Source organism: Pantoea sp. B65 (genome assembly GCF_047308185.1).
Classification (GTDB): domain Bacteria; phylum Pseudomonadota; class Gammaproteobacteria; order Enterobacterales; family Enterobacteriaceae; genus Erwinia.
This window is the reverse complement of the sequence record NZ_JAHXPU010000015.1, coordinates 500,670-525,504: the sequence shown is the minus strand read 5'-3', so window position 1 is coordinate 525,504 and position 24,835 is coordinate 500,670. Positions and strand designations below refer to the sequence as shown.

Sequence of the window (24,835 nt, the reverse complement as noted above, 5' to 3'; positions counted from 1 at the left end):
TTAAAGAGCAGTGCAATCAGCAGCTTCGCTTGCTGTTGCGAGGTGGCGTATATTACGCTTTCCTCTCTCAGAGTCAACCCCGTTTTTCAGAAGTTTTTCTCCGGCGGTTCGGAAGCGATTTAACGCCTTCTGAACCTCCTGACACGCCGCTGTGTAAGCCGTTGTTCCGTCTCAGTGGTTGCGCATTATAGGGATCCGAATTTAATCCACAAGCCTTTTTTCGATCTTTTATTTTGGTTGCTGAGTTTTCAGTCTTTTCGCTGTGATCTCGCTCGATCCGCACAATTTTACCGCACGCCAGACGGCAATAGTTGATACAAAACAGGCAAGCGCACTACTCTTCGATAACGACATTACAGGAGGATCATTTTATGTCAGCGCCGTTACGTCCTTTTAAGCAGCTTTTTCCACAGTTGGGTGAACGCGTCATGGTTGATGCGTCGAGTGTAGTGGTTGGTGATGTGTCCCTGGCCGATGATGTCAGCATCTGGCCGCTGGTCGCCATTCGCGGCGACGTCAATAAGGTGGTCATTGGCAAGCGCAGTAATATTCAGGATGGCAGCGTACTGCATGTGACGCACAAATCGTCTTATAACCCGGAAGGCAATCCGCTGATTATCGGCGAAGATGTCACTGTCGGCCATAAAGCGATGCTGCATGGCTGCACTATTGGTAATCGTGTGCTGGTTGGTATGGGGTCGATTCTGCTTGATGGGGCGATCATCGAGGATGATGTCATGATTGGCGCCGGCAGTCTGGTGGCGCCAGGCAAGCGCCTCGAAAGCGGTTACCTCTATATAGGTAGCCCGGCCAAAAAAGCCAGGCCACTTAGCGCAGAAGAGATCGCCGGGCTGCTCTATTCCTCTAATAACTATGTCGGCTGGAAAGATGACTACTTAGCTCAGGAGAGCCATACCCAGCCCTGATGGTCCTCTTGCTGATGGACGATCAATCTTTCAGCTTCTTCCTCAAGATCCCAGCGGTGTGCTCTGAACAGCTCAATATCAGGCATACCGCTGCCATAGCGTTGCTGCAGTACAGCGACCGGGATCGCGCAGGTCAGGATAAAGCCATTCACCTGCGCCGGAAAACAGATGGCCTGACGTTCGCTATCAGGGTATTCACTATCGGGAAACTGGATCGCCTGATTCATGGTGACATCTCATGCAACAGCACATCCATCACCGGGGTAATCTCCGGCAGGATGCCGTGCCACAGCAGAAACGAATGCGCCGCCTGCCCCACCAGCATACCTAAACCATCAGCCTGCCGGGTGGCGCCCTGCTGCAGACACCAGCTTAAAAATGGCGTGGCGCCTGTCTGATAAAACATATCGTAGCAACGTACGTCAGCCGTGATTAACGCAGCAGGTAATTCCGGGGTTTCGCCCGCAACGCCGCTGGAGGTGGCATTGATTATCAGATCAAATTGCTGCCCTGCCAGCTGCTCCAGACCAAGAGCGTCCACCGCGCCGGTATCGCGGAATAAATCCACCAACTCTTCTGCCCGGCTTAGTGTGCGATTGGTCATGGTGATCGAGCAACCGTAAGACAGTAGCGGCAGGATCACGCCGCGCGCGGCACCACCGGCACCGATCAACAAGATCCGGTCGCCCGTCTCGATCAGCTTCAGCCGCTGCAGATCGGTCAGTAAACCGATGCCATCGGTGTTATCACCTAATAACTGACCATTTTCACACTTTTTCAGCGTGTTGACCGCACCGGCTAATGCAGCACGTTCGGTGAGGGTATCAGCCAGCGCAAAGGCTTCCTGCTTAAAAGGCAAAGTAACATTCGCGCCCCGGCCACCCTCAGCAAAGAACTGGTGCAGGCTGGCAGCAAAGCCATCCAGCGGTGCACAGATGCGACCATAGGGATGCTCTACGCCGGTCTGCTGTGCAAACAGCTGATGGATACGCGGCGACTTGCTGTGGTTAATTGGGTTACCAAATACGACAAACGTTTCCATTCTCTTCCTTTACCCGTGACGAATCAGTTCGCCAGTGATGACATCACGTATCTCTGACGGATTAAGCCTGCCACCGGTTTTACCCACCAGCAACGGAAAGTGCGCGCCAAATTGTGCCTGAACTTCGGCAACACTGCGACAAGGTTCAGCGCCGGTTAAATTAGCGCTGGTTGATACCAGCGGCTTACCGAACGCACGACATAACTGCTGTACGTCCGGATGATCGCTGACGCGCACCGCCAGCGAATCGAAACGCCCGGTCAGCCAGCGTGGCGTCGTGGCGGATGCCGGCACTACCCAGGTCACCGGACCCGGCCAGCGGGAAAACATCCGCTCCCGTTGCTGCTCCGACAGCTGCTGATCGGCCAGATAAGGTTGCAGTTGCTGATAATCAGCGGCAATCAAAATTAAGCCTTTCTCTACCGGACGCTGTTTCAGAGCCAGTAATTTCAATACCGCACTCTCACTGTCAGGGTCGCAACCCAGACCAAAAACAGCTTCGGTAGGGTAAGCGATCACAGTTTGCTGTTGGAGTAGTGCGACACATGACTCGAGTGAGCCAGCTACAAGATCATTCTTCACTGCTTATTCCTGCGGTAACCGGCTTACTGCACGCCTTGCTGGCGCAAAAACGCTTTAAGCCTTTAGCGGTTTTTTTCTCAATAAGAAGAGGGAAGTGGCAAAACTCACACTCGCCTTCAACTGGGGTAAAGTTCACAGCAAACTGGCAATCAGGATAACGATCGCAGGAATGAAAGGTTTTTCCATAACGCGAACGACGTTGCACCAGCTTGCCTTGCTGACATTGCGGACAGGCAATGGTGGTCTCATCCGGGCGATCGATCACTTCCGTATGTTCGCACTGCGGATAGTTACTACAGGCGATAAACATGCCGTAGCGTCCCTGCCGCAGCACCAGTTCAGACTGGCACTGCGGACAGCTTTGCCCTTCAAGGACTTTTACCACGTGACCATCGGCCTGGCTTTTCAGCGGGCGGATATAATCGCAGGTTGGATAATCAGAGCAGCCGAGAAACGCACCATGTTTCCCGGAGCGAATAACCAGTTCTGCCCCACACTGGGGGCAGGGTTCATTTTTTCGCACAGCGAAAAGCGCTGTTTTATTCATAGCGTTGTGTACACGAAGGAAATCTTCAGTGCAGCATTCCTTCATTGACTTCGAAAAGTAGCTCTTCCATTTGCTGATAGGCGTTTTCACATCCCGGGATGTTAAACAACACCATCAACACGACCCATTTAAGATCTTCCAGATCGAACTCGAGGGTATCCAAAGCCATAATACGTTCGATTACCATTTCCCGGGTTTCGAGATTAAGCACCTGAATCTGCTCCAGGAACAGAATGAAACCACGGCAATTGGCATCGAGGCGCTGACTCTCTTCCTCGGTGTAGATACGCATTGACAACGGATCACTTGCCAGCTGGATCGGAGCGGTAAGCCCGTCCTGATAATCAGCCAGTTTTTCCAACCAGTTCAACGCATTATAAATATCTTCACGATGAAAACCTGCATCGGTTAAATCATCAGTCAATTTATCCTGGTCAAAGCGCATTTCGGCTTCGTTATGGATATAGGTTTCAAATAAGTACATTAATACGTCGAACATGGCATGCCCTCCTCAATCGGACATAGCCGCCGGGTACAGCTGCGATCCATCCTGCTAACTCCAGCTCAAGCAGCTTGGCTACGATGGCTGGCACAGGTTGGCCGGCACGTTCAGCGACGACGTCAACAGGTGTAACCTCATCTCCTACGTTAGCCAACACATCAGCAAATGGCAATGGAACATCCGCATTGTCTGAAGAATATATTGGTTCCTGAGCTAAAAAAGGCAGCCAGTTAAAGTTGCTGGTGATTTGTTCGATAATATTGTCAGGATGCGTCACTAATAAGGCACCCTGCTGGATCAGCCAGTGTCCCCCTTCGTTACCGCTATTTCCCAGCGCGCCGGGTATGGCATAAACATCACGATTTTGTTCCAGTGCATAACGCGCGGTGATCAGAGAACCACTACGCAACGAAGCTTCCACGACCAGAACGCCGCAACTCAGCCCACTGATAATGCGGTTACGCCGTGGAAAATGTAGCGCCAGTGGCGCTGCTGATAGCAGGAACTCGGAGACCAGCGCACCACCTGCTGCGACAATATCGCTGGCAAGGGCGGTATGCTGCCGGGGATACAGGCGCGATAAGCCACAGCCGAGTACCGCAATGGTCTTTCCCTTTGCATTCAGTGCTGCACGGTGCGCCACGCCATCGATACCGACGGCCAGCCCGCTGGTGATAGTTAATCTCCGCAATGCCAGCGCCTGGGTAAACCAGCTCCCCCACTCACGGCCATAGTGACTGCAACGCCGGCTGCCGACCACCGCCAGTTGCGTTGATGACAGCAGATCCGGGTTACCGGCGACAAATAACAGCGCAGGGGCACAGGCGATATTTTTCAGCTGCGGCGGATACAGCGGATGATCGGCGGTTAGCAGATGGTGCTGCGGCAATTCCAGCCAGCGCAGCGTGTTTTCCAGCTCAACCGGATTAAAGCGGCAGAATTGCGCTGCCTGCTCGCGCTCCAGCCCTGCTGCCATCTGCGTTTCGGCAGAAGAAGGCTGATTTGAAATCAATATTTTTGCCGCATGCAACAGGCGCTCGCCGTACAGGCCGCGCACGCCAGACAGCCGTAGCCAGATCTCAGTTGAGGTCACGTTACTTTCCTTGTAAACATCAGCGTAACAGTACGCCGCTCATCCGCAGGAATGCTGTCAATCAGCGCCTGAAATGTCTACAATAAGGAGAATAATTCTTTTATCACCTGAATACAGATCTGGAACGATATGTCAGTTTTGCACGTATTACATTATCCGGACGATCGCCTTCGCATCGTCGCTAAGCCCGTTAAAGAAGTGAATGCCGATATTCAACGCATCGTGGACGATATGTTTGAAACCATGTATGTCGAAGAAGGCATCGGTCTGGCGGCAACGCAGGTTGATATCCATCAGCGCATCATCGTTATTGATGTGTCAGAAGAGCGCGACCAGCGTTTAGTCCTGATCAACCCGGAAATGCTGGAAAAAAGTGGCGAAACCGGTATTGAAGAAGGCTGCCTGTCGATTCCGGAACAACGTGCGCTGGTGCCACGCGCCGAGAAAGTGAAAGTGCGGGCGCTGGACCGTGACGGCAACAGCTTCGAGCTGGAAGCTGATGGCCTGCTGGCGATCTGTATTCAGCATGAAATGGATCATCTGGTCGGTAAACTGTTTATCGATTATCTCTCGCCGATGAAACGTCAGCGTATCCGCCAGAAACTGGAAAAACTGGCGCGTCTTAACGCGCGTGACTGATAGCACTGTTTGCGAAGGGAATACTGTGTCCGATTCGTTGAAGATTATCTTTGCCGGAACCCCTGACTTTGCCGCCCGGCATCTCGCGGCGCTGTTAGCCTCAGAACACCAGGTTGTCGGGGTATTTACTCAGCCTGACCGTCCGGCTGGCCGCGGCAATAAGCTGAGCCCCGGCCCGGTTAAACTGCTGGCACTGGAACATGATATTCCGGTGTTTCAGCCGAAATCACTACGCCCGGAAGAGAATCAGCAGCTGGTGGCGGAACTGCATGCCGACCTGATGGTGGTGGTCGCTTACGGACTTATTCTGCCCGGGGCGGTGCTGGAAATGCCGCGTCTGGGCTGTATCAATGTCCATGGCTCACTGCTGCCGCGCTGGCGTGGGGCGGCACCCATTCAGCGTGCTCTGTGGGCCGGTGACAGCGAAACCGGCGTTACGATTATGCAGATGGATGTCGGCCTGGATACCGGTGATATGCTGTATAAGCTGTCATGCCCAATTGAGGCCAGTGATACCAGCGCTACGCTGTACCACAAGCTGGCGCAGCTTGGGCCAACCGGCATGCTAGCGACCATCGAACAACTGGCAAACGGTAGCGCACAGCCGGAAGTCCAGGATGAAGGCGCCGTCTGTTATGCCGAAAAGCTAACTAAAGAAGAAGCACGTCTCGACTGGTCGCTTTCCGCCGCGCAACTTGAACGTTGTATCCGTGCCTTTAATCCATGGCCGATGAGCTGGTTCCTGATCGAGGAACAGCCGGTTAAAGTGTGGCAGGCGCAAGCGCTGCCGCATCAGTCAAACAGCCAGCCGGGCGAAATCCTGCATGCTGATAAGAACGGTATTCAGATCGCTACCGCAGATGGCGTACTGAAGATTACCGAACTGCAACCGGCTGGCAAAAAAGCGATGAAAGCACAGGATATCCTCAACTCCCGCCGTGAATGGTTCACACAGGGCAATATCCTTGCCTGATTCTTCAGCCCGGCTTTATGTCGGGCTTTTGTTTATTGATGACTCAACTAATGAAAAAACAGACCAATCTCCGCAGCCTTGCGGCACAAGCTATTGAGCGCGTTATCGAGCAGGGACAATCATTAAGTACGGTCCTCCCCGCCGCGCAAAAATCATTATCCGAAAAAGATAGCGCTTTGCTGCAGGAGCTCTGCTTCGGCGTGTTGCGTACCCTGCCTCAGCTGGAGTGGATTATTGGCAAACTGATGTCGCGTCCGATGACCGGCAAACAGCGGGTTATCCACTTTCTGATCATGGTCGGCCTGTATCAGTTAATGTTTACCCGTATTCCGGCGCATGCCGCGCTGGCGGAAACCGTTGAAGGCGCGGTGGTGCTAAAGCGCCCGGCGCTGAAAGGTTTGATTAACGGCGTACTGCGCCAGTTCCAGCGGCAACAGGAAGCCCTGATGTCGGAAATGAATAACGGTCCGCAGAAATACCTGCATCCGAAATGGCTGCTGGAGCGTCTGCAGCGCGCATGGCCAGATAACTGGCAGCAAATTGTTGATGCCAATAATCAGCGTCCGCCGATGTGGCTGCGGGTGAACCGTCAGCACCATAGCCGTGATGCCTGGCTGGCGCTGCTGCAGGCCACAGGCAAAGAAGCTGAAGCGCATCCACAGCACAGCGACGCGCTGCGTCTCGATGCCCCGTGCTCCGTTAATCAGCTGCCAGGATTCGATCAGGGCTGGGTGACGGTGCAGGATGCCTCAGCACAGGGCTGTGTCGCGCTGCTCGATCCGCAAAACGGCGAATCCATCCTTGATCTGTGCGCCGCACCGGGCGGCAAAACGACCCATATTCTGGAAGCTGCGCCGCAGGCCAAAGTAATGGCTGTCGATATTGACGAGCAACGCCTGGCGCGGGTCAATGAAAACCTGACACGTCTGGCGATGACGGCAACGGTGAAAGCCGGCGATGGTCGCTACCCGCAGCGGTGGTGCGATGGTATGCAGTTTGATCGTATTTTGCTGGATGCCCCCTGCTCTGCCACCGGCGTGATCCGCCGCCATCCGGATATTAAATGGCTGCGCCGTGACCGCGATATCGCTGAACTCGCCGCCCTGCAGCAGGAGATTCTGGATGCGGTCTGGCCGCAGCTGAAATCAGGCGGCACTCTGCTTTATGCCACCTGCTCCATCCTGCCGGAAGAGAACCATCAGCAAGTGAGCGCATTTCTCGCCCGCCATGGGGATGCCAGGCTCCAGCCGATTGCCGACGATGCGCAGCCTGGTTTACAGGTTTTCCCGCATCCGCAAGGCGGAGATGGTTTCTTTTACGCTAAGCTGATAAAAAATTGATTATACCGAAGAGATCGCAGGTTACCGCCTGCCTGTAACCTGACAGAGAAAGGGTATATCCGGGTGCGCAAGCAACCCGGACTCCATCACGGAATAAGCTGAAACGACGATGAAAATAATCATTCTTGGTGCCGGACAGGTTGGCGGAACGCTGGCAGAAAATCTGGTTGGTGAAAACAACGACATTACCGTTGTTGATACCGATGGCGGACGCCTGCGCCAGTTGCAGGACAAATTTGACCTGCGGGTGGTGCAGGGGCACGGTTCACACCCGAGAGTATTGCGGGAAGCCGGAGCAGAAGACGCGGATATGCTGGTCGCCGTGACCAACTCAGACGAAACCAATATGATCGCCTGTCAGGTGGCCTATTCGTTGTTCAATACGCCAAATCGTATTGCGCGTATCCGCGCGGCCGACTATATCCGTGACGCCGATAAGCTGTTTATTCCTGAAGCGGTGCCTATTGACCATCTGATCTCCCCTGAACAGCTGGTGATCGACAATCTCTATCGCCTGATCGAGTATCCGGGCGCCCTGCAGGTGGTCAATTTTGCCGAAGGAAAAGTGAGTCTCGCGGTGGTAAAAGCCTATTACGGCGGCCCACTGGTGGGGAATGCCCTGTCGATTATGCGTGAGCATATGCCACATATTGATACCCGCGTGGCGGCGATCTTCCGCGAGGATCGTCCGATTCGCCCCCAGGGTTCAACGATCGTCGAAGCCGGTGATGAAGTGTTCTTTATTGCCGCCAGTCAGCATATTCGCGCGGTAATGAGCGAGATGCAGCGGCTGGAAAAAAACTACAAGCGCATTATGCTGGTCGGCGGCGGCAATATAGGCTTTGGTCTGGCGCAGCGGCTGGAAAAAAACTACAGCGTGAAGCTGATTGAGCGAAATCAGCAGCGTGCCGCAGAGCTGGCGGAACAACTGCAGGACACCATTGTGTTTTATGGCGATGCATCCGACCAGGAGCTGCTGGCGGAAGAACATATTGATCAGGTCGATCTGTTTATTGCCGTAACCAATGATGATGAAGCCAACATCATGTCAGCGATGCTGGCGAAAAAAATGGGCGCGAAAAAGGTGATGGTACTGATCCAGCGCCGGGCTTACGTCGACCTGGTACAGGGCAGCGTAATTGATATCGCTATTTCGCCACAGCAGGCCACTATCTCCGCCCTGCTGAGCCATGTGCGCAAAGCGGATATTGTCAGTGTATCCTCACTACGCCGCGGTATCGCTGAAGCCATCGAAGCCATCGCTCACGGCGATGAAACCACCTCACGTGTCGTTGGCCGCCTGATTGATGATATTAAACTGCCGCCAGGCACCATTATTGGCGCAGTGGTGCGCGGTAATGATGTGATGATTGCCAATGACAATTTGCGCATTGAGCAGGGCGATCATGTGATCATGTTCCTCACCGATAAGAAATTTGTCCCGGATGTTGAGCGGCTGTTCCAGCCAAGTCCGTTCTTCCTGTGATACAGACGGGAGCCATTAATGGCTCCCCGACCCGGCAGGGAACTGTATTCGACTAATTGCCGTTCGCTAATGGCAAAAGGTGAATCGTTTGTTAGACTTTAGCCATTGGCACAGGAAAGGAGATAAGCATGAGTTTATTCAAAGAGTTTCGTGACTTTGCCATGCGCGGCAATGTCGTCGATTTGGCAGTGGGTGTGATTATTGGCGCAGCGTTTGGCAAGATCGTTTCATCACTGGTAGCAAATATTATTATGCCGCCGCTGGGATTACTGATTGGTGGTGTGGATTTTAAACAGTTCGTCTGGGTGCTGAAACCCGCTGAAGGGACAACCCCGGCAGTGGTGATGGAGTACGGTGCATTTCTTCAGTCAGTGTTCGATTTTGTGCTGGTGGCATTCGCCATTTTTATCGCCATTAAACTGATGAACAAACTGTATAAGAAGAAAGAAGCCGCTCCGGCAAAAACGCCGGCGCAGGAACTGCTGCTTAGCGAAATCCGTGATTTGCTGAAAGAGCAAAACAATAAGCCGTAAAAACGACAAAACCGTCAGCTGACGGTTTTTTTTGGCCGGAAGCCAGAAGGCCAGTGGTAAAAATCAGTTGCTGATCCTTACCACTGGCCTCCCAGTTCCCCTTCCCTGCATGCTTATCTTTACGCCGATAGCTGCCTTTACCTTTCTGATTCACTTCAATACGCGGTTTAAACAACGGGTCATGTAGCAGCGCCTCGATGGCGTTATCACGTATCTTGCCTTTTTTGTGCTGATAGACGGTCATAATGATTTTCCCTGGTAATTGACGCAAAGAATATAGGCCCGATTGGCATAATTTTCAATCAGTCTGTGCGTTAACCGTAGTGGCGCCCTGTTCCAGCGCTTCAAGGATCGAGCAGTAGACGCTACTGTGGTCAGAGCCGCAACAGGCATCGTTCAGCCGCTGCAATGAGCGCTGCATATGTTGCAGCTCAGCAATCATCCCTTCGACTTCATTTAGCCGGTTCTGCACAATGGTTTTGGATTCATGGCAGGTATGATGCTCAGGATCGACACGGATCGACAACAGCTCGCGAATAGAATCGAGGGTAAAGCCCAGCTGGCGGCCATAACGGATAAATTTAAGCCGCTGCAGATCGTTCTCGCTATAGAGACGAAAACCCCCTTCGGTTCTCACCTCATGGTCCATCATCTGCTGCTTTTCATAATAGCGAATGGTATCAGGCGTTACGTCCGCCAGTTTTGCCAGCTGTCCAATGCGTAACATTATTTATCCCCCGCAAGCCGTAACTTTAAGTGATGGCGATAAGCACCATGAAGAAAACTGGTGTTCAGACCGGCCTGTTTCAACTTCATCTCCAGCAGCGTCAGGCGCCTGAGGTTCGGCTGGTAACGTTGATCGTCAGGATCCAGCGACTTAAGCATAGTATCCAGCTCGATCGCTTCCCGTTTCATCTCCAGCTCGGGCGGCAGATAACCGGAATTTTTTAACAGACGATATGCCGCACGCAGTTCGGCAGGAACATGGCTGTCATCGTCAAGCACCAGCGGTTTTCCCTGACCGGGAAGATTGTCCAGCTCGCCACTGGCCTGGGCGTCACGGATATGTTGTTCAACGAGTTGGTCAATTAACCACATCATCTTCTCCTGTGCAGAAGTGAACTATGGATAGCATAACCAAATATCAGCGGGAAGTGCGGGGAATTTTGGATATAAAAAAACCGGGCAAGCCCGGTCTTTTTACGTTACCGCAGATTACTCTGCAGTAGCTTCTGCTGCCAGCTCTGGACGATCAACCAGCTCGATGTAAGCCATCGGAGCGTTGTCACCAGCGCGGAAGCCACACTTCAGAATGCGAGTGTAACCACCGGCACGGCTCGCGAAACGCGGGCCCAGCTCGTTAAACAGTTTTGCCACGATCTCGTTATCACGAGTACGGGCGAATGCCAGACGACGATTAGCTACGCTGTCGGTCTTGGCAAGAGTAATCAGCGGCTCAACTACGCGACGCAGCTCTTTCGCTTTCGGCAGGGTCGTCTTGATGATCTCATGACGAACCAAAGAGCCAGCCATGTTGCGGAACATAGCCTGACGATGGCTGCTGTTGCGGTTCAGTTGACGACCACTCTTACGATGGCGCATGACCTTATCCTTCTCAGTGAAACCTTAACCTGTGATCGGGTTATTCATCAGCAATGCTAGCTGGTGGCCAGTTTTCCAGGCGCATGCCCAGAGACAGACCACGTGATGCCAGCACGTCTTTAATCTCGGTAAGAGATTTTTTACCAAGGTTAGGCGTTTTAAGCAGCTCAACCTCGGTACGCTGTACCAGATCACCGATGTAGTGGATAGCTTCTGCCTTAAGGCAGTTAGCAGAGCGGACAGTCAATTCCAGATCGTCAACAGGGCGCAGCAAGATCGGATCGAATTCTGGTTTCTCTTCTTTAACTTCCGGCTGACGAACATCACGTAAGTCAACGAAAGCTTCAAGTTGTTCTGCCAGGATGGTGGCCGCACGGCGGATCGCTTCTTCAGGATCAATAGTGCCGTTGGTTTCCATTTCGATGACCAGCTTGTCCAGGTCAGTACGCTGTTCAACGCGCGCTGCTTCAACATTGTAGGCTATACGGTCTACAGGGCTGTAGCAAGCGTCGACTAACAGACGACCAATCGGGCGCTCATCTTCTTCCGAATGAATTCGGGCAGACGCCGGCACATAACCACGACCGCGCTGAACTTTGATACGCATATTAATAGCTGCGTTCTCATCGGTCAGATGGCAGATCACGTGCTGCGGCTTGACGATTTCGACATCACCATCATGGGTGATATCGGCTGCAGTCACAGGGCCAATGCCAGACTTATTCAAGGTGAGAATAACTTCATCTTTCCCCTGAACTCTTACCGCAAGCCCTTTCAGGTTGAGAAGGATTTCCAGGATATCTTCCTGTACGCCCTCTTTGGTGCTGTACTCATGCAGTACACCATCAATTTCAACCTCGGTCACCGCGCAACCCGGCATGGATGAAAGCAGAATACGGCGCAGTGCGTTACCAAGAGTATGGCCAAAGCCACGCTCTAAAGGCTCAAGGGTCACCTTGGCGTGCGTCGAACTGACTTGCTCGATATCTACCAGGCGCGGTTTTAGAAACTCTGTCACAGAACCCTGCATTGTGTCCTCTCTTTGGTACTAAGCTTTACTTGGAGTAAAGCTCGACGATCAGGTGTTCGTTAATGTCCGCGGACAGATCAGTACGTTCAGGAATACGTTTGAACACACCTTCCATCTTAGTTGCATCAACTTCCAGCCAGGTTGGCTTTTCACGCTGCTCAGCCAGCTCCAGAGCGGCTTTAACGCGAGACTGCTTTTTGGCTTTCTCACGGATGCTAACAACGTCATTCGGAGTTACCTGATAAGAAGCGATGCTAACAACGCGACCGTTTACCAGTACAGATTTATGGCTAACCAACTGACGTGCTTCTGCACGAGTGGCGCCAAAGCCCATACGATAAACTACGTTATCCAGACGACCTTCCAGCAGGGCCAGCAGGTTTTCACCTGTGTTGCCTTTCAGACGAGCGGCTTCTTTATAATAGTTACGGAACTGGCGCTCCAGTACACCGTACATACGGCGAACTTTCTGCTTTTCACGTAACTGCACACCATAGTCAGACAGACGCGGTTTACGCGCACCGTGCTGGCCAGGAGCTTGTTCAATCTTACACTTGGTATCAATCGCGCGAACGCCAGACTTAAGGAACAGGTCTGTACCCTCGCGACGGCTCAGCTTGAGCTTAGGACCCAAATATCTTGCCATTTTCTTTCTCCAACATTCCTAAAAACGGGGCGTTATACGCGACGTTTTTTCGGCGGACGACAACCGTTGTGAGGGATCGGAGTCACATCAGTAATATTAGTGATGCGGAAACCAGCAGCGTTCAGAGCACGAATCGTAGATTCGCGGCCTGGACCTGGACCCTTAACCATAACTTCCAGGTTCTTAATACCGTAATCTTTCACGGCTTCTGCGCAACGTTCTGCAGCGACCTGCGCAGCGAACGGCGTAGACTTACGAGAACCACGGAAACCGGAACCACCGGCCGTTGCCCAACCCAGCGCGTTACCCTGACGATCGGTAATAGTCACGATGGTGTTGTTAAAAGAAGCATGGACATGAGCCACGCCATCAGAGACTTGTTTTCTTACACGTTTACGTGCACGAACTGGTGCCTTTGCCATTATTCAATCACCCCGATTATTTCTTGATCGGTTTACGCGGACCCTTACGGGTACGTGCGTTAGTCTTGGTACGCTGACCGCGAACCGGAAGACCACGACGATGACGCAAACCACGATAGCAACCAAGGTCCATCAGACGCTTGATGCTCAGGGTGACTTCACGACGCAGATCGCCTTCAACGACGAACTTAGCAACTTCATCACGCAGCGTGTCAATTTGTTCTTCAGACAGCTCACTGATCTTAACATTTTCAGCGATACCCGCAGAGGCGCAAATGGCCTGGGAGCGAGTCTTGCCGATACCGTAGATCGAAGTTAATGCGATAACGGTGTGTTTCTGATCAGGAATGTTAATGCCTGCTATACGGGCCACTATGCACTCCTACTATTTAAATATGCGCCCCATGCCGAAAAGCCCGTTTCAGGATACTCAAATGGCAGCGCATAGACATACAAAAGATTGGCTGGCTAATCTAGCCAGCTCAACCCGACTTTGCAAGAAAAATATGTGAAAATCAGCCTTGGCGCTGTTTATGCTTTGGCTCGGCACTACAAATCACACGAACGACACCTTCGCGACGCACGATTTTGCAGTTACGACATAATTTCTTGACGGAAGCACGAACTTTCATTTTTTCTCTCCGTAACTTCTTCAAGCGCCTGATTAACGGCCGTAGCCTTTCAGGTTTGCTTTCTTCAATGCAGACTCGTACTGACTTGACATCATCAGAGTTTGCACTTGAGCCATAAAGTCCATGATGACCACGACTACGATCAGCAGTGATGTACCGCCGAAGTAGAATGGAACTTTCATCGCATCACGCATGAACTCCGGGATTAGGCAGATGAAAGTAATATACATAGCACCGACCAAAGTCAGGCGAGTCATTACTTTATCGATATACTTCGCCGTTTGCTCTCCCGGACGAATTCCTGGTACAAATGCACCAGACTTCTTCAGGTTATCTGCTGTTTCACGAGGGTTGAAAACCAACGCGGTATAAAAGAAACAGAAGAAGATGATTGCAGTCGCATAGAGTAACACATACAACGGCTGACCTGGTTGTAAATACATCGAAATTGTCGTTAACCAGTTCCAACCGGTACCGCCCCCGAACCAGGACGCAATGGTCGCTGGAAACAGGATAATGCTGGAAGCAAAGATAGCCGGGATTACGCCCGCCATATTCACTTTCAACGGTAAATGCGTGCTCTGCGCAGCATAGACACGACGGCCTTGCTGACGTTTCGCATAGTTCACCACAATGCGGCGTTGACCACGCTCAACGAAAACAACGAAGAAGGTCACTGCAAATACGAGAACTGCAACCAACAGCAACAGGAGGAAGTGCAGGTCGCCTTGCCGCGCTTGCTCGATGGTATGGCCAATGGCCGGCGGCAATCCCGCAACAATACCAGCGAAGATAATGATCGAGATACCGTTACCGATACCTCGTTCAGTAATCTGTTCGCCCAGCCACATCAGGAACATTGTCCCGGTAACCAGACTCACAACAGCGGTAAAGTAGAATGCAAAGCCTGGATTTAACACCAGGCCCTGCATACCAGGCATATTCGGTAAACCGGTAGCAATACCGATTGACTGAAATACCGCCAGTACCAGAGTACCGTAACGGGTGTACTGGCTTATCTTACGACGGCCAGCCTCCCCTTCTTTCTTGATCTCTGCCAGGGCAGGATGAACCACCGTCAGCAGCTGGATAATAATCGATGCCGAAATATACGGCATGATACCCAGGGCAAAAATAGAAGCACGGCTCAGAGCACCACCAGAGAACATGTTAAACATTTCAATGATGGTGCCACGCTGTTGCTCAAGCAGTTTGGCAAGTACAGTGGCATCGATACCAGGGATCGGAATAAAAGAGCCAATGCGGAAGACAATCAGCGCACCAATCACAAACAGAAGTCTGCGTTTGAGTTCGCCAAAACCACCCTTGGCACTTTGAAAATCTAATCCCGGTTGCTTAGCCATCTGCTACTTATTCCTCAATTTTACCGCCAGCAGCTTCGATTGCAGCACGAGCGCCTTTAGTGACACGCAGACCACGAACCGTTACCGGAGCAGAAACTTCGCCAGACAGAATGACTTTAGCGAATTCAATCTGAATACCGATAATGTTGGCCGCTTTCAGCGTGTTCAGGTCGACGATCCCGCCTTCAACTTTCGCCAGGTCAGACAGACGAACTTCGCCTGTGATCATCGCTTTGCGAGAGGTGAAACCGAATTTCGGCAGACGACGGTACAGAGGCATCTGACCACCTTCGAACCCGCGACGTACGCCACCGCCAGAACGAGAGTTCTGACCTTTGTGACCACGACCACCGGTTTTACCGAGGCCAGAACCAATACCACGACCCAGACGTCTCGGTGCGTGCTTAGACCCTTCGGCCGGAGACAGAGTATTTAAACGCATCTGTTACTCCTCCACTTTAACCATGTAGGAAATCGCGTTAACCATGCCGCGTACAGCTGGCGTGTCTTCACGCTCTACGGTGTGGTTAATACGACGCAGACCCAGGCCAAGCAGCGTTGCCTTGTGTTTTGGCAGACGACCGATTGCACTGCGGGTTTGAGTAATTTTAATAGTCTTTGCCATGGTCATTACCCCAGAATTTCTTCAACGGATTTACCACGCTTGGCAGCGACCATTTCCGGGGAACTCATATTGGCCAGACCATCCAGAGTTGCACGAACCACGTTAATCGGGTTGGTGGAACCATAGGCTTTAGCCAGAACGTTATGAACCCCAGCGACTTCCAGGACGGCGCGCATTGCACCACCGGCGATAATACCGGTACCCTGGGAAGCTGGCTGCATGAACACGCGGGAACCCGTATGCACGCCTTTAACAGGGTGCTGCAGGGTGCCGTTGGTCAGCGCGACGTTAATCATATTGCGACGGGCTTTTTCCATCGCTTTCTGGATCGCTGCTGGAACTTCACGCGCTTTACCGTAACCAAAACCGATGCGACCGTTACCGTCACCTACCACAGTCAATGCTGTGAAGGAGAAAATACGACCACCTTTAACAGTTTTAGATACACGGTTTACCGCGATCAGCTTTTCCTGCAGTTCGCCAGCTTGTTTCTCGATGTGTGCCATCTTACACCTCTACCTTAGAACTGAAGGCCAGCTTCACGAGCAGCATCTGCCAGTGCCTGGACGCGACCATGATATTGGAAACCGGAACGGTCGAAAGAAACATCTTTGATGCCTTTTTCGAGAGCGCGTTCAGCCAGTGCTTTACCCACAGCAGCCGCAGCGTCTTTGTTGCCGGTATACTTCAGTTGTTCAGTGATAGCTTTTTCTACAGTAGAAGCAGCAACCAAAACTTCAGAACCGTTCGGAGCAATGACCTGTGCGTAAATATGACGCGGAGTACGATGTACTACCAGGCGAGTTGCACCCAGCTCTTTGAGCTTGCGACGTGCGCGGGTCGCACGACGGATACGAGCAGATTTCTTATCCATAGTGTTACCTTACTTCTTCTTAGCCTCTTTGGTACGCACGACTTCGTCGGCGTAACGAACACCCTTGCCTTTATAAGGCTCAGGACGACGGTAGGCGCGAATATCCGCTGCAACCTGACCGATCAGCTGTTTATCAGCGCCCTTGAGCACGATTTCAGTCTGAGACGGACATTCAGCAGTGATTCCCGCTGGCAGCTCGTGGTCAACAGGATGAGAGAAGCCCAGGGCCAAACTCACCGAGTTGCCTTTAACGGCCGCACGATAACCTACACCAACCAGCTGCAGCTTCTTAGTGAAGCCTTCGGTAACACCGATAACCATTGAATTAAGCAGCGCGCGAGAAGTACCCGCTTGCGCCCAGCCATCAACGGAACCTTCGCGTGGAGCGAAAGTGAGAACGTTGTCAGCATGTTTAACTTCAACAGCATCATTGATAGTACGAGTCAGCTCGCCGTTTTTACCTTTAATCGAAATTACCTGACCGTTGAGTTTTACCTCTACGCCGGCAGGAATCACGACTGGTGCTTTAGCAACACGAGACATTCTTTCCTCCGATTAAGCAACGTAGCAGATAATTTCGCCGCCAAGACCTGCCTGGCGCGCTGCACGATCAGTCATAACACCTTTAGAGGTAGAAACAACGGCGACACCCAGTCCTGCCATAACTTTTGGCAGTTCGTCTTTGCGTTTATAAATACGCAGACCTGGACGGCTTACACGTTGAATGCTCTCTACCACAGCTTTACCCTGGAAATACTTAAGAGTCAGTTCCAGTTCTGGCTTGGTGTCGCCTTCGATTTTAAATTCTTCAATATAGCCTTCTTCCTTCAGCACGTTGGCAATCGCCACTTTCAGCTTGGAGGAAGGCATGGTGACCGCAACTTTGTTCGCGGCCTGACCGTTACGGATACGGGTCAGCATATCCGCGATCGGATCTTGCATGCTCATCTGTCTTTACTCCCGTGATTCAATTGGTGACAATTACCAGCTAGCCTTTCTAAGACCCGGAATTTCACCGCGCATAGCGGCTTCACGGACCTTGATACGGCTCAACCCGAACTTCCGCAGGAAAGCGTGCGGACGACCAGTTTGGCGGCAGCGGTTACGCTGACGTGACGGGCTGGAATCACGCGGCAGAGTCTGCAGCTTAAGAACAGCATCCCAACGTTCTTCGTCGGATGAGTTCACACTAGAGATAATAGCTTTCAATTCCTCGCGTTTAGCGCGGTATTTATCAGCCAGTTTTACGCGAACGACTTCGCGTGCCTTCATCGATTGCTTAGCCATGAAGTAACCCTACCTTACTTGCGGAACGGGAAGTCAAAGGCAGCCAGCAGAGCACGGCCTTCATCGTCAGATTTCGCAGTAGTGGTAATGGTAATATCCAAACCACGAACGCGATCGACTTTGTCATAGTCGATTTCTGGGAAGATGATCTGCTCACGAACGCCCATGCTGTAGTTACCACGGCCATCGAATGACTTAGAGGACAAGCCACGGAAGTCACGGATACGTGGAACAGCAATAGAGATCAGACGCTCAAAGAACTCCCACATGCGCTCGCCACGCAGAGTTACTTTACAGCCGATCGGATAGCCCTGACGGATTTTGAAGCCTGCAACAGATTTGCGTGCTTTGGTGATCAACGGCTTTTGACCGGAGATTGCTGTCAGATCAGCTGCTGCATTGTCCAGCAGTTTCTTGTCAGCGATCGCTTCACCCACACCCATATTCAGGGTGATCTTCTCGACCCGAGGGACTTGCATGACAGAATTGTAGCCAAACTCAGTCATGAGTTTTTTGACTACCTCGTCTTTGTAGTAATCATGCAGTTTCGCCATCGTACTACTCCAAATTACTTGATAGTTTCGCTGTTAGACTTGAAGAAACGGACTTTTTTGCCGTCTTCGAATCTAAAGCCTACACGGTCTGCCTTACCGGTAGCCGCATTGAAGATCGCAACGTTAGAAACCTGCACAGCAGCTTCCTTTTCAACGATGCCACCTGGTTGGTTCAGGGCCGGAACAGGCTTCTGATGTTTTTTAACCAGGTTGATACCTTCAACAATGACCTTACCAGAAGTCAGGACATTCTTAACTTTACCGCGCTTACCTTTATCTTTACCGGTCAGCACGATAACTTCGTCATCGCGACGGATTTTAGCTGCCATTGCTCGCTCCTTAGAGTACTTCTGGTGCCAGAGAGATAATTTTCATGAACTTTTCATTACGAAGTTCACGAGTTACCGGCCCAAAAATACGCGTACCGATTGGTTGCTCGCTGTTATTATTTAAAATAACGCATGCATTACCATCGAAGCGAATGACAGAACCGTCCGGGCGACGAACACCCTTCCTGGTGCGCACCACTACCGCTTTCAGCACATCACCCTTCTTAACCTTACCGCGAGGAATTGCTTCCTTGATGGTAATTTTGATGATGTCGCCTACGCCTGCGTAGCGACGGTGCGAGCCACCCAGAACCTTGATACACATTACGCGACGTGCACCGGAGTTGTCGGCGACGTTCAGCATAGTCTGTTCTTGGATCATTTTAGTGCTCCGCTAATGTCAACTACTACTTCGGGACCTGATACAGGTCGTTAGAAAGCCCCATAATTGAGGGCGCGGCATTATAACACCGGTTCCCGCATATGGGTAGAAAAAATAAACGGCTCGACCAGGCCGAGCCGTTTATCTTATTTTTTTACCGTTCATCATTCAGGCTACAGAAGTGTTGTTTCCCGCACCCTGAAATCTGTTGGGTAAATAAGAGGGCAGATTCTATTACAGAATCGCTTTCTCTACAACGCGAACCAACGTCCATGACTTTGTCTTGGACAGTGGACGGCATTCGCGGATTTCAACCACGTCGCCGATACCACATTCGTTGTTCTCGTCATGTACGTGCAGTTTGGTCGTACGTTTGATGAACTTACCGTAGATAGGGTGTTTCACAAAACGTTCAATCGCAACAACGATGGATTTCTCCATTTTGTCACTCAGGACACGACCTTGCAGAGTACGGATTTTATCGGTCATTACGCACCCGCCTTCTCAGTCAGTAAAGTCTTAACGCGTGCAACATCACGACGTACCAGCTTCAACAGATGAGTCTGTTGCAGCTGGCCGGATGCTGCCTGCATGCGCAGGTTAAACTGCTCACGCAGCAGATTAAGCAGCTCAGTGTTAAGCTCTTCAACGCTTTTTTCACGCAGCTCTGTTGCTTTCATTACATCACCGTCTTAGTTACAAAGGTGGTTTTGATAGGCAGTTTTGCTGCTGCCAGCTTGAATGCTTCACGGGCCAGCTCTTCTGATACGCCGTCCATTTCATACAGGACTTTACCAGGCTGGATCAAGGCAACCCAATACTCCACGTTACCTTTACCTTTACCCATACGCACTTCCAGCGGCTTCTCGGTGATCGGTTTGTCCGGGAATACACGGATCCAGATCTTACCTTGACGCTTAACTGCACGGGTCATAGCACGACGTGCTGCTTCGATCTGACGGGCAGTCAGACGACCACGGCCAACAGCTTTCAGACCGAAAGTACCGAAGCTAACATCCGTACCCTGCGCCAGACCACGGTTGCGGCCTTTGTGCACTTTACGGAATTTCGTACGCTTTGGTTGTAACATCAGCGACTCTCCTTACTTACGGCCTTTACGCTGCTGCTTTTTAGGTTGAGCAGCCGGTTCCGGTTGTTCAACAGCAGCCATACCACCCAGGATCTCACCTTTGAAGATCCATACCTTAACGCCGATTACACCATAAGTGGTGTGCGCTTCAGAGGTGTTGTAGTCAATGTCAGCACGCAGGGTGTGCAATGGCACGCGGCCTTCACGGTACCATTCAGTACGCGCGATTTCTGCACCGCCCAGACGGCCACTAACTTCAACTTTAATCCCTTTAGCGCCCAGACGCATTGCGTTCTGTACAGCACGCTTCATAGCACGACGGAACATCACACGACGCTCCAGCTGTGAAGTGATGCTGTCAGCAACCAATTTAGCGTCCAGTTCCGGTTTACGGACTTCGGCGATATTGATCTGTGCAGGAACGCCAGCGATATCCGCTACGACCTTGCGCAGTTTTTCTACGTCTTCGCCTTTCTTACCGATAACGATGCCAGGGCGAGCGGTGTGAATAGTCACACGGATGCTCTTAGCCGGACGCTCGATAACGATACGAGATACGGACGCTTTGGCCAGTTCTTTAGTCAGGAACTGACGCACTTTAAAATCGCTGTCCAGGTTGTCAGCGAATTCAGCGGTATTTGCGAACCAGGTAGAGTTCCAGGGTTTAACAATACCCAGTCGAATACCATTAGGATGTACTTTCTGACCCATTGCTAGTCTCCAGAGTCTCAGCGATCGGACACAACCACAGTAATGTGGCTGGTGCGCTTCAGGATGCGATCTGCACGACCTTTCGCACGCGGCATAATGCGCTTCATGCTTGGGCCTTCGTCGACGAAAATTTTCGTCACTTTCAGATCATCAATGTCAGCGCCATCGTTGTGTTCGGCGTTAGCAATGGCAGATTCCAGGACTTTCTTAACCAGTACAGCCGCTTTCTTATTGGTGTAGGTCAGAATATCCAGAGCCTGCGACACTTTCTTACCGCGTACAAGGTCAGCCACCAGGCGAACCTTTTGAGCAGAAGAACGAGCGTGGCGATGTTGAGCTAAAGTTTCCATCTCTTCCTCCTGCCTTAGCGTTTCTTGGCTTTTTTGTCGGCCGCGTGTCCGCGATAAGTACGAGTCGGCGCAAATTCACCCAGTTTGTGACCAACCATTTCGTCGGAAACAAAGACTGGAACGTGCTGACGACCATTATGGACAGCGATGGTCAAACCGATCATGTTAGGAAAGATCGTTGAACGACGGGACCAAGTGCGCAGGGGCTTCTTGTCACCGCTTTCCACCGCTTTCTCTACCTTCTTCAGCAAGTGCAGGTCAATAAAAGGACCTTTCTTGAGAGAACGTGGCATGGCTTATCCTCTAAAATTATTTGCTACGGCGACGTACGATAAATTTATCGGTACGCTTGTTGCTACGGGTCTTCTTACCTTTGGTCTGAACGCCCCACGGGGTTACCGGGTGCTTACCAAAGTTACGACCTTCACCACCACCGTGCGGGTGATCGACTGGGTTCATCGCAGTACCGCGAACGGTAGGACGAACACCACGCCAACGAGTTGCACCAGCTTTACCCAGAACGCGCAGCATATGCTCAGCGTTACCGACTTCGCCCAGCGTTGCGCGGCAGTCTAATTCGACTTTACGCATTTCACCAGAACGCAGACGCAGGGTAGCGTAGGAACCTTCACGCGCAACGATCTGCACGTAAGCACCAGCGGAGCGAGCAATCTGACCGCCTTTGCCTGGTTTCATTTCTACGTTATGTACGGTAGAACCCACTGGAATGTTACGGATCGGCAGAGTGTTACCTGCTTTGATCGCAGCATCAACGCCAGATTGAATCTGATCGCCAGCTTTCAGGCCTTTAGGGGCCAGGATATAACGGCGTTCGCCATCTTTGTACACAACCAGCGCGATATTCGCGGAACGGTTAGGATCGTACTCAAGACGTTCAACAACTGCCGGGATACCATCTTTGTTGCGTTTGAAGTCAACAATACGGTAAGCCTGCTTGTGACCACCACCGATATGACGGGTAGTGATACGACCATTGTTGTTACGGCCACCGGTTTTGCTTTTCTTCTCAACCAGCGGGCCGAAAGGCTTGCCAGTATGCAGCTCTGGGTTCACCACTTTAACTACGTGACGACGACCCGGAGATGTCGGTTTACATTTAACAATTGCCATTGTTCTTCTCCTCCGACTTACTCAGCGCCGCCGACGAAGTCCAGATTCTGGCCTTCTTTCAGGGTGACGTAAGCTTTTTTCCAGTCGCTACGACGACCAATACGCTGTCCGTGACGTTTAGTTTTACCCTTAACAACCAGGGTATTAACGACTTCGACTTCAACTTCGAAAAGTTTCTGCACAGCGGCTTTGATTTCTGCTTTGGTCGCGTCTTTAGCAACTTTGAGAACGATGGTATTGGTTTTTTCCATCGCAGCAGATGCTTTTTCAGATACGTGCGGCGCGCGCACTACTTTCAGCAGACGTTCTTCACGGATCATGCCAGCATCTCCTCAACTTGCTTAACTGCATCAGCAGTCATAACGACTTTGTCGAAGGCGATCAGGCTAACTGGGTCGATACCGGCTGCATCACGAACGTCAACCTTGTACAGGTTACGTGCGGCCAGGAACAGGTTCTCTTCCAGTTCGCCAGTGATGATCAGCACATCTTCCAGAGCCATGTCTTTCAGCTTCTCTACCAGCAACTTAGTTTTCGGTGCTTCCAGAGAGAACTGCTCGACAACGATCAGACGTTCCTGACGTACCAGTTCGGACAGAATGCTTTTCAGCGCGCCGCGGTACATCTTTTTGTTTACTTTTTGACTGTGGTCCTGTGGCTTCGCAGCGAAGGTTACGCCACCAGAACGCCAGATCGGGCTCTTCACAGTACCTGAACGCGCACGGCCGGTACCTTTCTGGCGCCACGGCTTTTTGCCGGAACCAGTTACTTCAGCACGAGTCTTCTGAGCACGGGTACCTTGACGGGCACCTGCTGCATAAGCAACAACAACCTGGTGTACCAGCGCTTCGTTGAAATCACGACCGAAGGTAGTTTCGGAAACAGTCAGCGCGCTTTGCGCGTCTTTCAATACTAATTCCATGGCTATCCCCTTACGCCTTCACAGCTGGTTTAACGATCAGGTCGCTACCGGTAGCACCGGGAACTGCACCTTTAACCAGCAGCAGGTTGCGCTCAGCGTCAACACGCACAACGTCGAGGCTCTGAACGGTTACGCGCTCATTACCCATCTGCCCTGCCATTTTCTTGCCTTTGAACACTTTGCCCGGAGTCTGGTTCTGACCGATAGAACCCGGAACACGGTGAGACAAGGAGTTACCGTGGGTAGCATCCTGAGTACGGAAGTTCCAGCGCTTAACAGTACCGGCAAAACCTTTACCCTTGGACGTACCAGTCACGTCAACTTTTTTCACGTCAGCGAAAATATCGACATTAATGCTCTGACCTACGGTGAATTCATCGCCTGAAACAGTGCGGAATTCCCACAGACCACGGCCAGCTTCAACACCAGCTTTAGCAAAATGACCTGCTTCAGGCTTAGTTACACGGTTTGCTTTTTTAGCACCGGTAGTTACCTGAACAGCAGTGTAACCTTCGTTTTCCAGGCCTTTGACCTGAGTAACGCGGTTTGCTTCAATTTCGATCACGGTTACTGGGATAGAAACGCCATCTTCAGTGAAGATACGGGTCATGCCCACTTTTTTACCGACTAAACCAATCATTGTTTCAACCTCTCAATCGCTCAATGACCTGATTAACCCAGGCTGATCTGCACGTCAACACCGGCAGCCAGATCCAGACGCATCAGAGCATCAACCGTTTTTTCGGTTGGCTCAACGATGTCAACCAGACGCTTGTGAGTGCGAATTTCATACTGATCGCGCGCGTCTTTGTTAACGTGCGGGGAGATCAGAACGGTAAAGCGCTCTTTGCGGGTTGGCAGCGGGATTGGACCACGAACCTGCGCACCAGTGCGCTTGGCAGTCTCAACGATTTCCGCAGTTGATTGATCGATCAGACGATGATCAAACGCTTTAAGACGGATACGGATTCTTTGGTTCTGCATGAGACCAGAGCTCCAATTATTTATAAACGAAAAGAATTACTACCCACATCCATTACGATTGATGGAGGAGTGTAATCGTCGGTACGTAACTCCCCAATCGGGAGTATTGTCTGGCCAGATGCGTTAACATCCGCCGTGCGATTCCAGTTGAATCGCGCCTGACATAAATGACAGGCCCGCGCATTATACGTAAATCTGCTCAGGAAGCAACCCATATTCACCATTCGGCGCTAAAAC

General features: G+C 51.7%; 43 protein-coding genes. 6 read left to right on the top strand and 37 right to left on the bottom strand.

Annotated features, from left to right (window positions below; genetic code table 11):
* Positions 1-371: 371 nt before the first annotated feature.
* Positions 372-926 (top strand): gamma carbonic anhydrase family protein, encoded by a 555-nt coding sequence (locus tag JWF83_RS05365; RefSeq protein ID WP_413649158.1) that lies wholly within the window; start codon positions 372-374, stop codon positions 924-926.
* Here the strand turns inward: JWF83_RS05365 and JWF83_RS05360 are convergent.
* Genes JWF83_RS05360 through dprA form a run of 6 tightly spaced genes read right to left on the bottom strand, consistent with a single transcriptional unit; the run spans position 902 to position 4,692 of the window.
* Positions 902-1,153, bottom strand: coding sequence for a DUF1488 domain-containing protein (locus tag JWF83_RS05360; protein ID WP_413649157.1), 252 nt, complete (start codon positions 1,151-1,153; stop codon positions 902-904). The two genes, JWF83_RS05365 and JWF83_RS05360, sit on opposite strands and share 25 nt — an antisense overlap.
* Positions 1,150-1,968 (bottom strand): shikimate dehydrogenase, encoded by an 819-nt coding sequence (aroE, locus tag JWF83_RS05355; RefSeq protein ID WP_413649156.1) that lies wholly within the window; start codon positions 1,966-1,968, stop codon positions 1,150-1,152. The genes JWF83_RS05360 and aroE overlap by 4 nt, the downstream gene beginning before the upstream one ends.
* Before the next feature lie 9 nt (positions 1,969-1,977).
* Complete coding sequence (gene tsaC / locus JWF83_RS05350; protein ID WP_413649155.1) at positions 1,978-2,550, bottom strand: L-threonylcarbamoyladenylate synthase type 1 TsaC; 573 nt, start codon at positions 2,548-2,550, stop codon at positions 1,978-1,980.
* A complete protein-coding gene (locus JWF83_RS05345) occupies positions 2,540-3,097 on the bottom strand; it encodes a topoisomerase DNA-binding C4 zinc finger domain-containing protein (RefSeq protein WP_413649154.1) in 558 nt (185 codons plus the stop codon). Before JWF83_RS05345 ends, tsaC begins: the two co-directional genes overlap by 11 nt.
* A gap of 25 nt (positions 3,098-3,122) precedes the next feature.
* A complete protein-coding gene (gene smg, locus JWF83_RS05340; RefSeq protein WP_413649153.1) occupies positions 3,123-3,596 on the bottom strand; it encodes a DUF494 family protein Smg in 474 nt (157 codons plus the stop codon).
* Positions 3,568-4,692 carry a DNA-protecting protein DprA gene (gene dprA, locus JWF83_RS05335; protein WP_413649152.1) on the bottom strand — a complete coding sequence of 375 codons (1,125 nt, stop codon included), beginning with the start codon at positions 4,690-4,692 and terminating at the stop codon, positions 3,568-3,570. The genes smg and dprA overlap by 29 nt, the downstream gene beginning before the upstream one ends.
* A 129-nt stretch (positions 4,693-4,821) precedes the next feature.
* Between dprA and def the strand changes: the two genes are divergently transcribed.
* From def to mscL, 5 genes are all read left to right on the top strand, one after another.
* Positions 4,822-5,331: a peptide deformylase gene (gene def, locus JWF83_RS05330; protein ID WP_413649151.1), complete on the top strand. Its 510-nt coding sequence runs from the start codon at positions 4,822-4,824 to the stop codon at positions 5,329-5,331.
* Between the two features lie 25 nt (positions 5,332-5,356).
* Positions 5,357-6,304, top strand: a complete 948-nt coding sequence (gene fmt / locus JWF83_RS05325; protein WP_413649150.1) for a methionyl-tRNA formyltransferase — start codon at positions 5,357-5,359, stop codon at positions 6,302-6,304.
* Between the two features lie 50 nt (positions 6,305-6,354).
* Positions 6,355-7,644, top strand: coding sequence for a 16S rRNA (cytosine(967)-C(5))-methyltransferase RsmB (gene rsmB / locus JWF83_RS05320; protein WP_413649149.1), 1,290 nt, complete (start codon positions 6,355-6,357; stop codon positions 7,642-7,644).
* Between the two features lie 109 nt (positions 7,645-7,753).
* Complete coding sequence (gene trkA, locus JWF83_RS05315; protein WP_413649148.1) at positions 7,754-9,130, top strand: Trk system potassium transporter TrkA; 1,377 nt, start codon at positions 7,754-7,756, stop codon at positions 9,128-9,130.
* Between the two features lie 128 nt (positions 9,131-9,258).
* Positions 9,259-9,663, top strand: a complete 405-nt coding sequence (gene mscL, locus JWF83_RS05310; protein WP_413649147.1) for a large-conductance mechanosensitive channel protein MscL — start codon at positions 9,259-9,261, stop codon at positions 9,661-9,663.
* Here mscL and JWF83_RS05305 read toward each other — a convergent pair.
* The 31 genes from JWF83_RS05305 to rpsJ all read right to left on the bottom strand — a co-directional run bounded on the left by JWF83_RS05305 (position 9,617) and on the right by rpsJ (position 24,598).
* A complete protein-coding gene (locus JWF83_RS05305) occupies positions 9,617-9,907 on the bottom strand; it encodes an alternative ribosome-rescue factor A (RefSeq protein WP_413649146.1) in 291 nt (96 codons plus the stop codon). The two genes, mscL and JWF83_RS05305, sit on opposite strands and share 47 nt — an antisense overlap.
* Positions 9,908-9,961: 54 nt before the next feature.
* Positions 9,962-10,390, bottom strand: a complete 429-nt coding sequence (zntR, locus tag JWF83_RS05300; protein ID WP_413649145.1) for a Zn(2+)-responsive transcriptional regulator — start codon at positions 10,388-10,390, stop codon at positions 9,962-9,964.
* Positions 10,390-10,761, bottom strand: coding sequence for a DUF1992 domain-containing protein (locus tag JWF83_RS05295; RefSeq protein WP_413649173.1), 372 nt, complete (start codon positions 10,759-10,761; stop codon positions 10,390-10,392). The genes zntR and JWF83_RS05295 overlap by 1 nt, the downstream gene beginning before the upstream one ends.
* A gap of 117 nt (positions 10,762-10,878) precedes the next feature.
* Entirely contained in the window at positions 10,879-11,265 is a 387-nt protein-coding gene (gene rplQ, locus JWF83_RS05290) for a 50S ribosomal protein L17 (protein WP_413649144.1), read from the bottom strand.
* 40 nt (positions 11,266-11,305) lie between these two features.
* Complete coding sequence (locus tag JWF83_RS05285; protein WP_017799035.1) at positions 11,306-12,295, bottom strand: DNA-directed RNA polymerase subunit alpha; 990 nt, start codon at positions 12,293-12,295, stop codon at positions 11,306-11,308.
* A gap of 25 nt (positions 12,296-12,320) precedes the next feature.
* On the bottom strand, positions 12,321-12,941 hold the full coding sequence (gene rpsD, locus JWF83_RS05280; RefSeq protein ID WP_413649143.1) for a 30S ribosomal protein S4: 621 nt from the start codon (positions 12,939-12,941) through the stop codon (positions 12,321-12,323).
* Between the two features lie 32 nt (positions 12,942-12,973).
* The gene (gene rpsK, locus JWF83_RS05275) at positions 12,974-13,363 is read right to left on the bottom strand and encodes a 30S ribosomal protein S11 (RefSeq protein WP_004160563.1); all 390 of its coding nucleotides are present in this window, start codon (positions 13,361-13,363) and stop codon (positions 12,974-12,976) included.
* 16 nt (positions 13,364-13,379) lie between these two features.
* A complete protein-coding gene (gene rpsM / locus JWF83_RS05270) occupies positions 13,380-13,736 on the bottom strand; it encodes a 30S ribosomal protein S13 (protein ID WP_267140863.1) in 357 nt (118 codons plus the stop codon).
* A 142-nt stretch (positions 13,737-13,878) separates the two neighbouring features.
* Entirely contained in the window at positions 13,879-13,995 is a 117-nt protein-coding gene (rpmJ, locus tag JWF83_RS05265) for a 50S ribosomal protein L36 (RefSeq protein ID WP_013204118.1), read from the bottom strand.
* A 32-nt stretch (positions 13,996-14,027) separates the two neighbouring features.
* A complete protein-coding gene (secY, locus tag JWF83_RS05260) occupies positions 14,028-15,359 on the bottom strand; it encodes a preprotein translocase subunit SecY (protein ID WP_413649142.1) in 1,332 nt (443 codons plus the stop codon).
* Between the two features lie 7 nt (positions 15,360-15,366).
* Complete coding sequence (gene rplO / locus JWF83_RS05255) at positions 15,367-15,801, bottom strand: 50S ribosomal protein L15 (protein ID WP_413649141.1); 435 nt, start codon at positions 15,799-15,801, stop codon at positions 15,367-15,369.
* Positions 15,802-15,804: 3 nt separating this feature from the next.
* On the bottom strand, positions 15,805-15,984 hold the full coding sequence (rpmD, locus tag JWF83_RS05250; protein WP_024966590.1) for a 50S ribosomal protein L30: 180 nt from the start codon (positions 15,982-15,984) through the stop codon (positions 15,805-15,807).
* Positions 15,985-15,989: 5 nt separating this feature from the next.
* Positions 15,990-16,490 (bottom strand): 30S ribosomal protein S5, encoded by a 501-nt coding sequence (gene rpsE / locus JWF83_RS05245; protein WP_017799041.1) that lies wholly within the window; start codon positions 16,488-16,490, stop codon positions 15,990-15,992.
* Positions 16,491-16,504: 14 nt separating this feature from the next.
* On the bottom strand, positions 16,505-16,858 hold the full coding sequence (gene rplR / locus JWF83_RS05240; RefSeq protein WP_052902743.1) for a 50S ribosomal protein L18: 354 nt from the start codon (positions 16,856-16,858) through the stop codon (positions 16,505-16,507).
* A 9-nt stretch (positions 16,859-16,867) separates the two neighbouring features.
* A complete protein-coding gene (gene rplF / locus JWF83_RS05235; RefSeq protein WP_413649140.1) occupies positions 16,868-17,401 on the bottom strand; it encodes a 50S ribosomal protein L6 in 534 nt (177 codons plus the stop codon).
* 12 nt (positions 17,402-17,413) lie between these two features.
* A complete protein-coding gene (rpsH, locus tag JWF83_RS05230; protein WP_413649139.1) occupies positions 17,414-17,806 on the bottom strand; it encodes a 30S ribosomal protein S8 in 393 nt (130 codons plus the stop codon).
* 33 nt (positions 17,807-17,839) lie between these two features.
* Positions 17,840-18,145: a 30S ribosomal protein S14 gene (rpsN, locus tag JWF83_RS05225; RefSeq protein WP_413649138.1), complete on the bottom strand. Its 306-nt coding sequence runs from the start codon at positions 18,143-18,145 to the stop codon at positions 17,840-17,842.
* 14 nt (positions 18,146-18,159) lie between these two features.
* Positions 18,160-18,699 carry a 50S ribosomal protein L5 gene (rplE, locus tag JWF83_RS05220; RefSeq protein ID WP_413649137.1) on the bottom strand — a complete coding sequence of 180 codons (540 nt, stop codon included), beginning with the start codon at positions 18,697-18,699 and terminating at the stop codon, positions 18,160-18,162.
* A 14-nt stretch (positions 18,700-18,713) separates the two neighbouring features.
* Positions 18,714-19,028, bottom strand: coding sequence for a 50S ribosomal protein L24 (gene rplX, locus JWF83_RS05215; RefSeq protein WP_413649136.1), 315 nt, complete (start codon positions 19,026-19,028; stop codon positions 18,714-18,716).
* 10 nt (positions 19,029-19,038) lie between these two features.
* Complete coding sequence (rplN, locus tag JWF83_RS05210) at positions 19,039-19,410, bottom strand: 50S ribosomal protein L14 (protein ID WP_020322771.1); 372 nt, start codon at positions 19,408-19,410, stop codon at positions 19,039-19,041.
* Between the two features lie 234 nt (positions 19,411-19,644).
* A complete protein-coding gene (gene rpsQ, locus JWF83_RS05205) occupies positions 19,645-19,899 on the bottom strand; it encodes a 30S ribosomal protein S17 (RefSeq protein ID WP_017799048.1) in 255 nt (84 codons plus the stop codon).
* Positions 19,899-20,090 carry a 50S ribosomal protein L29 gene (gene rpmC, locus JWF83_RS05200; RefSeq protein ID WP_413649135.1) on the bottom strand — a complete coding sequence of 64 codons (192 nt, stop codon included), beginning with the start codon at positions 20,088-20,090 and terminating at the stop codon, positions 19,899-19,901. Before rpmC ends, rpsQ begins: the two co-directional genes overlap by 1 nt.
* Positions 20,090-20,500 carry a 50S ribosomal protein L16 gene (rplP, locus tag JWF83_RS05195; protein ID WP_015962145.1) on the bottom strand — a complete coding sequence of 137 codons (411 nt, stop codon included), beginning with the start codon at positions 20,498-20,500 and terminating at the stop codon, positions 20,090-20,092. Before rplP ends, rpmC begins: the two co-directional genes overlap by 1 nt.
* A gap of 12 nt (positions 20,501-20,512) precedes the next feature.
* A complete protein-coding gene (gene rpsC, locus JWF83_RS05190) occupies positions 20,513-21,211 on the bottom strand; it encodes a 30S ribosomal protein S3 (RefSeq protein WP_413649134.1) in 699 nt (232 codons plus the stop codon).
* Between the two features lie 17 nt (positions 21,212-21,228).
* A complete protein-coding gene (gene rplV, locus JWF83_RS05185) occupies positions 21,229-21,561 on the bottom strand; it encodes a 50S ribosomal protein L22 (RefSeq protein WP_052902732.1) in 333 nt (110 codons plus the stop codon).
* 14 nt (positions 21,562-21,575) lie between these two features.
* Complete coding sequence (gene rpsS / locus JWF83_RS05180) at positions 21,576-21,854, bottom strand: 30S ribosomal protein S19 (RefSeq protein ID WP_004929772.1); 279 nt, start codon at positions 21,852-21,854, stop codon at positions 21,576-21,578.
* Positions 21,855-21,870: 16 nt separating this feature from the next.
* Positions 21,871-22,692 (bottom strand): 50S ribosomal protein L2, encoded by an 822-nt coding sequence (rplB, locus tag JWF83_RS05175; protein ID WP_413649133.1) that lies wholly within the window; start codon positions 22,690-22,692, stop codon positions 21,871-21,873.
* A 17-nt stretch (positions 22,693-22,709) separates the two neighbouring features.
* Positions 22,710-23,012: a 50S ribosomal protein L23 gene (gene rplW, locus JWF83_RS05170; RefSeq protein WP_413649132.1), complete on the bottom strand. Its 303-nt coding sequence runs from the start codon at positions 23,010-23,012 to the stop codon at positions 22,710-22,712.
* Complete coding sequence (gene rplD / locus JWF83_RS05165; protein ID WP_413649131.1) at positions 23,009-23,614, bottom strand: 50S ribosomal protein L4; 606 nt, start codon at positions 23,612-23,614, stop codon at positions 23,009-23,011. The genes rplW and rplD overlap by 4 nt, the downstream gene beginning before the upstream one ends.
* A 10-nt stretch (positions 23,615-23,624) precedes the next feature.
* Entirely contained in the window at positions 23,625-24,254 is a 630-nt protein-coding gene (rplC, locus tag JWF83_RS05160) for a 50S ribosomal protein L3 (RefSeq protein ID WP_413649130.1), read from the bottom strand.
* 32 nt (positions 24,255-24,286) lie between these two features.
* On the bottom strand, positions 24,287-24,598 hold the full coding sequence (gene rpsJ, locus JWF83_RS05155; RefSeq protein ID WP_001181005.1) for a 30S ribosomal protein S10: 312 nt from the start codon (positions 24,596-24,598) through the stop codon (positions 24,287-24,289).
* Positions 24,599-24,835: the final 237 nt, after the last annotated feature.